Below are 6,697 nucleotides of genomic sequence, written 5' to 3'. Positions count from 1 at the left end.
CCTCGGCGCCGGCCTCGATGAAGCTCTGCACCGCCAGCCCCTCGCCGAACAGCTCCAGCGCTTCGTCGAGCACCGCCATGGGCGTGCCGGGCAGCTCGCCGGCCAGCAGCGCGTGGGCCTTGAGCACCAGCGCCTGGCCGACGCCGAAGCGGTTCTGCCGCTCGCGGGCCAGGCGCTCGAAGGCTTCCGCCGCCTCCAGCGCGCCGGCCATCTGGCCCTGGGCGGCCAGCAGCCAGTAGTGGGCCTGGGCGATGGCGACCAGTTCAGCCCAGAACAGCGGCCGCCCGTCCAGCACCTCCTGCCAGAGCCGCGCCAGGTTGATCTCCATCGCCAGCGCCAGGCCCGCCTCCACCTCGCGCTGGCGCAGGCGCAGCTCCACCAGGGTCGCGCCCACCGCGCGGCGCAGCGGGTATTCGAGGGTGTGCCCGGAACGCGCCGCCTCCAGGCTGGCCAGGGCCTGGGCGCTGTCGCCGAGGAAGAAGGCCGCCCGCGCCGCGCCTATCAGGCCCCGCTCCCAGACCTCGGCCAGGGAGGCGCCCAGGCGCGAGGCGCAATGGGAGAACGCCTGCCGCGCCTGCTCCAGGTCGCCGCGCACGTAGTGGACGTGGCCGAGCAGCGCGTGGACCATGTGGAACAGCAGGCTCGCCTGGGGCGCGGCCAGCGGCCCGTCCTTGGCCAGCAGGCCGGTCACCGTCTGCAGCACGTCGTCGTAGCGCGCCTGGGCGCTGTCGCTCAGGGCGCGGTAGACCAGCGACCAGGGCTGGTTCTCGCGAAAGCCCTCGCTGCGGTTGATGGCGATGAACTCCTCCAGGCGCAGGCGCGCCTCGTCGACGTTCCCGTAGCGCAGCAGCAGCATGATCTCGCTCGGCAGCACCAGGCACAGGTAGCGCGGGTCCTCGAAGAAGCGCGCGCGGGCGTCGACCATGGCCCGCCGCACCACTTCGCGGACGGCGCCGTCGCCGGCCCGCTGCACGTTGCCGATGACCATCATCGCCCGCACGTAGAGCAGGTCGGTGCGCGTCTCGGCGTCTTCCGGCGAGGCCACCTCGCCGCCGAACGCCGCCTCCAGCCGCGACAGGTCGAGGCTGTCCTGCAGCGTCTCGCCGCTGAGCATGTGCAGGCAGATGAGCATCAGGCGCAGGCGCGGCTCCCGGCGCACCAGGGTCAGGGGCAGCAGTTCGAGCAGCGCCCGGGTGCGCACCGCCCCCTCGCAGACCAGCAGGCGCACCGCGCCGGCGCCGAGGATGATGGACACCGCCTGGAAGTAGAGGCCGCCCTGGGCGGCGTGCTCGACGGCGCGGAACACCTGCTGGCGCCGGGCGTGGAATTCCGCGGCGCGCCCCTGCAGCCAGGCGAAGCGCTCCGGCTCGCGGCTTTCCAGGCGGCCGAGGAGGAATTCGCGCAGCAGCGGGTGCAGGCGCACCCGCTGCGGCTGCTCGGGCACCACGATGGGCACCAGGCGCGCCGCCTCGCGCAGCCAGCGCTCGGCGTCGTCGCGCCCGCGCAGGAAGTTGGCGCTCGGCACGTCCACGCTGTCGAGCACGCTGCAGTCCAGGAGGAACTCGCCCAGCTCGCTCGGCCAACTGGCGAGCACCTCCTCGGCCAGGTAGTCGAAGATGCCGCCCAGCGAGGCGTACTGGTCGGTTTCCGGCGGCCCTTCGCCGGCCGGGCTGCCCTGGCAGCGCAGGCGCAGCAGCTGCAGGGCGAAGGGCCAGCCCTCGGTGTAGTCCGCCCAGTAGCGGGTGCGCGCCTCGCCCAGCAGGGCGCCGAGCAGTTGCTGCGACTCTTCCCCGGTGAAGCGCAGGCTGTCGGCCTCCACCACCCGCAGCAGGCCGGCCAGCTGCAGCTGCGTGATCGGCAGCAGCGGTTGCCGGCGGCTGCCCAGCAACAGCCGGCAGCCGGACGGCAGGCGCCGGGCCAGTTGCTCCAGCAGGCGCTCGACCTCGGGGCTCAGGGCCAGCTCGACCTGGTCGAGGAACAGGTTGCAGTTCAGCGGGCAGGCCTCCAGCAGCCCGAGCAGCGCGCCCAGGCCGTTGTCCCCCGCCGGCTCCGCGATGCCCTCGCGCAGGCCCTGCAGCAGGCTGTCGAGAAAGAGCTCCGGCTGGTAGTCGCTGTCGCTGCAGTTCACCCAGAAGGTGCGCTCGCCGCGCCCGGCCAGCAGGCGTTCGGCCTGGGCCAGCAGGGTGGTCTTGCCGAAGCCCGCCGGTGCGCAGACCAGCACCAGGCGTGCATCGCTGGGCGCGGCGCCGAGCAGGGCGTCGAGCAGGCGTTGGCGGGTGAGCGAATCGCTGATGTCGACGATCGGGGCGAAGCGGCCATCGGCCAACGTATTCATGGTTGCTGCTCCCATACGTTCTCCAGGGGCGCCCGGCAGCCGGCGCGGGCTGGTAGTGGGCAGGGGCTGGTGGTCGGCGGGAAGGGCTGCGCTCGCGGGCCCGGGGAGGTCTACAGGGGGCCGTATCCTGCCGTGGGCCCGGCCAGCCGGCCGGGGCGAGTCCTGTCATGCGCCTGCTGGAGCCAGGCGGCCCGTGCCGCGGGCGCCCAGCCTTGAAAGTATGTGAAGCTCCCGGAAGCGGGCGCCGCTCAAAAACGGGGGATACCGGCCACCTGGATGGGGGAGTTCGGCGTCGTATCCGGCCGCCATCGGGCACTCAAGGGAAAGCATTAAGGGATTGCCACCAAGATCAGCCGGCCGGTTCCGATAGACGCGGGGAAAACGCCGTTTTGGTTGTGGGCAAATGCCCAACATCGCGTACCGCCATCCCCTGCCCTCGCCAGCCTTCCCCATGGCATGCTTCGGGCGGCGCAACGACGCAGATCAACATGCGCCCGCCGCCCTCCGGCTAGGCTGCGCGCCACCACAGGCCACCGTCCGCCAGGCCGGCTAGGCTGAGAACATGCGCCCGGGCCACCCCGGGCGCCCGCCCTTGCGAGGATTCCCCATGAGCGATGCCAGCGACAGCGCCCTGCCCGACGTCTTCAGCCAGTTGCACCTGCTGGCGCAGCACGCCGGTTCCGACATGTTCTTCAGCGTCGGCGCGGCGCCGCACATCAAGGTCGAGGGCGTCAGCCGCCCGGTCGGCGAACGCCGCCTGCGCGCCGGCGAGGTCAAGCTGCTGGCCTACCAGTTGATGTCGCCGCAGCAGATCGCCGACTTCGAGCGCGACCTGGAAATGAACCTGGCGGTGGCCGTGCCCGGCAGCGGGCGCTTCCGCGTCAACGTCTACCTGCAGCGCGGCGAGGTGGCCATGGTGGTGCGGCTGATCAGGCAGGTCATCCCCGACGCCGCCAGCCTCGGCCTGCCGACGATCCTGGAGAAGCTGGCGGTGCAGGACCGCGGGCTGATCCTGGTGGTGGGCGCGGCCGGTTCCGGCAAGTCCACCACCCTGGCCTCGATGCTCGACTTCCGCAACCGCCACCGCTCGGGGCACATCGTCTGCATCGAGGACCCCATCGAGTTCCTCCACCAGCACCAGCGCTCGATCATCGACCAGCGCGAGGTGGGCCTGGACACCCACAGCTTCGAGGACGCCCTGCGCAACGTGCTGCGCGAGGCGCCGGACGTGATCATGCTCGGCGAGATCCGCGACGCCGCCACCATGCAGCACGCCCTGCACTACGCCGAGACCGGCCACCTGTGCGTGGCCACCCTGCACGGCACCAGCGCCCGCCACGCCATCGAGCGCATCGCCCGCTTCTTCCCCGACGAGGCCCGCCCGCAGGTGCTGGCCGACCTGTCGCAGAACCTCCTGGCGCTGGTCGGCCAGCGCCTGGTGCCGGGCACCACCCAGCGCCGCGTGGTGGCGGTGGAACTGGTGCTGGGCACCCCGCACATCCGCGGGCTGATCCAGCGCGACGAGCTGCCGGAACTGCGCGGCGCCATCGAACGTGCCCTGGAGCAAGGCATGCAGAGCTTCGACCAGAGCCTGTACCAACTGCTCGAAGCCGGCCGCATCAGCGTCGCCGACGCCCTGAAATTCGCCGACTCGCGCACCGACCTGAGCCTGAAGATCAAGCTGGAACGAGGCTTCGACGGCGACGAGGGCGGAAGCGCCTTCGGCATCTGAGCGCGGATCGCGGACGGAGTCCCTCCTGCGGGGGAAATGCCATGCGTCACGGAAACCTGTAGGAGCAGATCTCATCCGCGAATCACGCCGATATGCCCGGTTATCGCGGATAAGGTCCTACATGACCGCATGGTGTTTCCCTTGCCCAACTACCCCGAAACATCCGTACGTATATCCAACTCGGCGGAGCACCCTGCGATTGCTAGGCTTCCCGGCTCACCTACGTCCCCGGAGGGAGCCGATGAATTTCCCGCGAGAGTTGCAGAGCCAACGCCTGATCCTGCGCCCCATGCATCTGGATGACGCCGACGCGCTGTTCTCGATGATGTCCGACCCGCAGGTGATGAGGTACTGGAACACCCCACCCTGGACCTCGCCGCAACAGGCCGTGGACAGCCTGCAGCGCGACCTGGCGGGCTATGCCGACGGCAGTTGCCTGACACTGGCCCTGACCCGCCGCGAAAACGCCGCATTCCTCGGCACCTGTACGCTACATACCTTCTCCGGCGACTCGCGCCGCGCCGAGCTGGGCTATTGCCTGGCCCGCCACGCCCAGGGACAGGGCTACATGAACGAAGCCCTGCGCACCCTGCTCGACCATGCCTTCGGCGACATGCGCCTGAATCGCCTGGAGGCGGACATCGACCCGCGCAACCAGGCCTCCGCCGCCACCCTGGAACGCCTGGGCTTCCAGCGCGAGGGGTTGCTGCGGCAACGCTGGATAGTCGCCGGGGAAGTGTCTGACTCGGCACTGTATGGGCTGCTCACCAAGGACTGGGCCCAAACGCGAGCGCAAAACCTGTAGGAACGGATTCCATCCGCGATCGTGCTCAGGCGCGGCCGGCCCATCGCAGACGGAGTCCTACGTCCGTGCTTCCTGGAACCGTAGGAGCGGACTTTGTCCGCGATCATGGCGGATAACGCTGTAGGCGTTATGCGCCCTACGAACTATCGCGAACGCGGAAACCCAGGGTTCGCGAGCAAGAACTAGGCGTCCCCCTCGATCCTACGAAGAGCAGTGCCGCTCTTGATTTTGGGTTTCCAGAGAAACAACCGAGCGCACCGGAACGCCCCTTCAGAAGGCCGAGCGAAACCGGCGCTCAGGAGGTCATGCGACATGGATGTCGCGAGAGCCCCGATGGGCTACAGGGACGTACCCTCGGGGCGGGCCTCCGTGGCGGGGGAGTTCGCGAGGGTAGCCCGGCTCCATCGGGCCCGTATGCGGGGCAAGCCTTTTTGGTTACTTTTGTGGCGTTTGACAAAAGTGACTCGCCCGAGGGGGCGAAACAAGAGACATCCACGCACTCGGAGCGGCGCGCTACACCAAGCCCCCAAGCCAATTGGGTTCCCGCGTTCGCGGGAATAGCGAAGGGGAGATCGGAGCACAGGCCCAAGGTTCGCGAGCAAGCTCGCTCCTACAGGATCACCCCCGCCCCGCCGGTCGCTTCACGCCACCGCGCTCCGCTCTTCCTCGTCCAGCTCCACCAACGTCTCGATCAGCGCCCGCGCCGCCGCCGAAAGGCGGTAGCCGGTACGGCTGACGATGCCGCAGCGCGCCTGCAGGCTGTCGATGTTGTGCGGCAGGTTGCGCAGGTGCAGGCGCGCCACCTCGCCGTTGGCCAGCGCCTGGCGCAGGCCGTCCTCGCTGCCCACGCCGATGGCGTCGGTCTGGCTGACGATGCGCACCAGCGAGCCCAGGTGCTCGCACTGGATGTTCGCCTGCAGGTCGCTCTTGCCACTGAGGTTGGCCAGCAGCTTGCGGATGCCCGGCGGCATCCGCGCGGAAGCCAGGGGATAGGCGAACAGGTCGTTGGTGGACAGGCTCTCCTTGGCCAGCAGCGGGTGCCCGGTGCGGCAGAAGAAGAAACCCCGGCGCGGGCTAAGCGGCCGCGTCTGGAAGCCGGGGTCGGCCTCGAAGTGGCGGATGTCGGCGATGAAGAACTCGATCTCGTCGCGCAGCAGGCTGCGCGACAGGCGCTCCCAGTTGTCCACCTGGAAGTCGATCTGCAGCCGCGGGTGCCGCCGGATCAGCCGCGCCACGGCGTCGGGCACCAGTTTCTGCGCCGGCGCCGGCCCGCAGCCGAAATGCAGTTCGCCGGCATCCAGCTTGTTCAGCTGGGTGATTTCCTGGGTCAGGTTGGCCGCGCCCTGCACCAGGCGCAGCGCGTGCTGCAGCACCACCTGGCCTTCGGGCGTGGGGCGCAGCTCCTTGCTGCCGCGGTCCACCAGCTGGCAGCCCAGCTCCTGCTCCAGGCCCTGGATGCTGCGGCTGAAGGCTGGCTGGGTGATGCCCATTGCATCGGCCGCGCGGACGAAACTGCGGTGTTCGGTGAGGGCGATGAAGTAACGCAGTTGGCGCAGATCCATGATGCTTTACCGGCATTGAAAATATTGGACAAAGGCATTTGCCGTGGGGGATGCGCTGGTTTTAAATGCAAGCTCTTATTCCGTCAACGAAGAATAAAACTTAAATTTATTCTTTTAAGAAATAAGAATATGCCCCTCGACCAGGAGCCCCCGATGGCCTTGCACCCTTTCGCCCCGCGCCTGCTGCCGGCACGAATGCTTCCGCCTCGCGGCTGTAGCCGCTGAATGCCCGGCGTCGCCCAGACGCCCACCGAATCGAAGAG

At 69.2% G+C, this 6,697-nt stretch carries 4 protein-coding genes; 2 read left to right on the top strand and 2 right to left on the bottom strand.

Annotated features, from left to right (window positions below; all coding sequences use genetic code 11):
• The coding region (locus DK254_RS34475; RefSeq protein ID WP_218281394.1) for a hypothetical protein at window positions 1-2,335 on the bottom strand (2,335 nt) is incomplete at its 3' end.
• Window positions 2,336-2,942: 607 nt separating this feature from the next.
• Between DK254_RS34475 and DK254_RS03740 the strand changes: the two genes are divergently transcribed.
• Entirely contained in the window at window positions 2,943-4,067 is a 1,125-nt protein-coding gene (locus DK254_RS03740; protein ID WP_109932316.1) for a PilT/PilU family type 4a pilus ATPase, read from the top strand.
• A gap of 241 nt (window positions 4,068-4,308) precedes the next feature.
• On the top strand, window positions 4,309-4,872 hold the full coding sequence (locus DK254_RS03735) for a GNAT family N-acetyltransferase (RefSeq protein ID WP_109932314.1): 564 nt from the start codon (window positions 4,309-4,311) through the stop codon (window positions 4,870-4,872).
• Window positions 4,873-5,513: 641 nt separating this feature from the next.
• On the opposite strand, the gene DK254_RS03730 is transcribed toward DK254_RS03735, so the two are convergent.
• Complete coding sequence (locus tag DK254_RS03730; RefSeq protein WP_109932312.1) at window positions 5,514-6,434, bottom strand: LysR family transcriptional regulator; 921 nt, start codon at window positions 6,432-6,434, stop codon at window positions 5,514-5,516.
• Window positions 6,435-6,697: the final 263 nt, after the last annotated feature.

It is taken from the genome of Pseudomonas sp. RW407 (assembly GCF_003176655.1).
In the GTDB taxonomy this organism is placed as follows: domain Bacteria; phylum Pseudomonadota; class Gammaproteobacteria; order Pseudomonadales; family Pseudomonadaceae; genus Pseudomonas; species Pseudomonas delhiensis.
The sequence above is the reverse complement of the archived record's forward strand: the minus strand, read 5'-3'. Positions and strand labels throughout refer to the sequence as shown.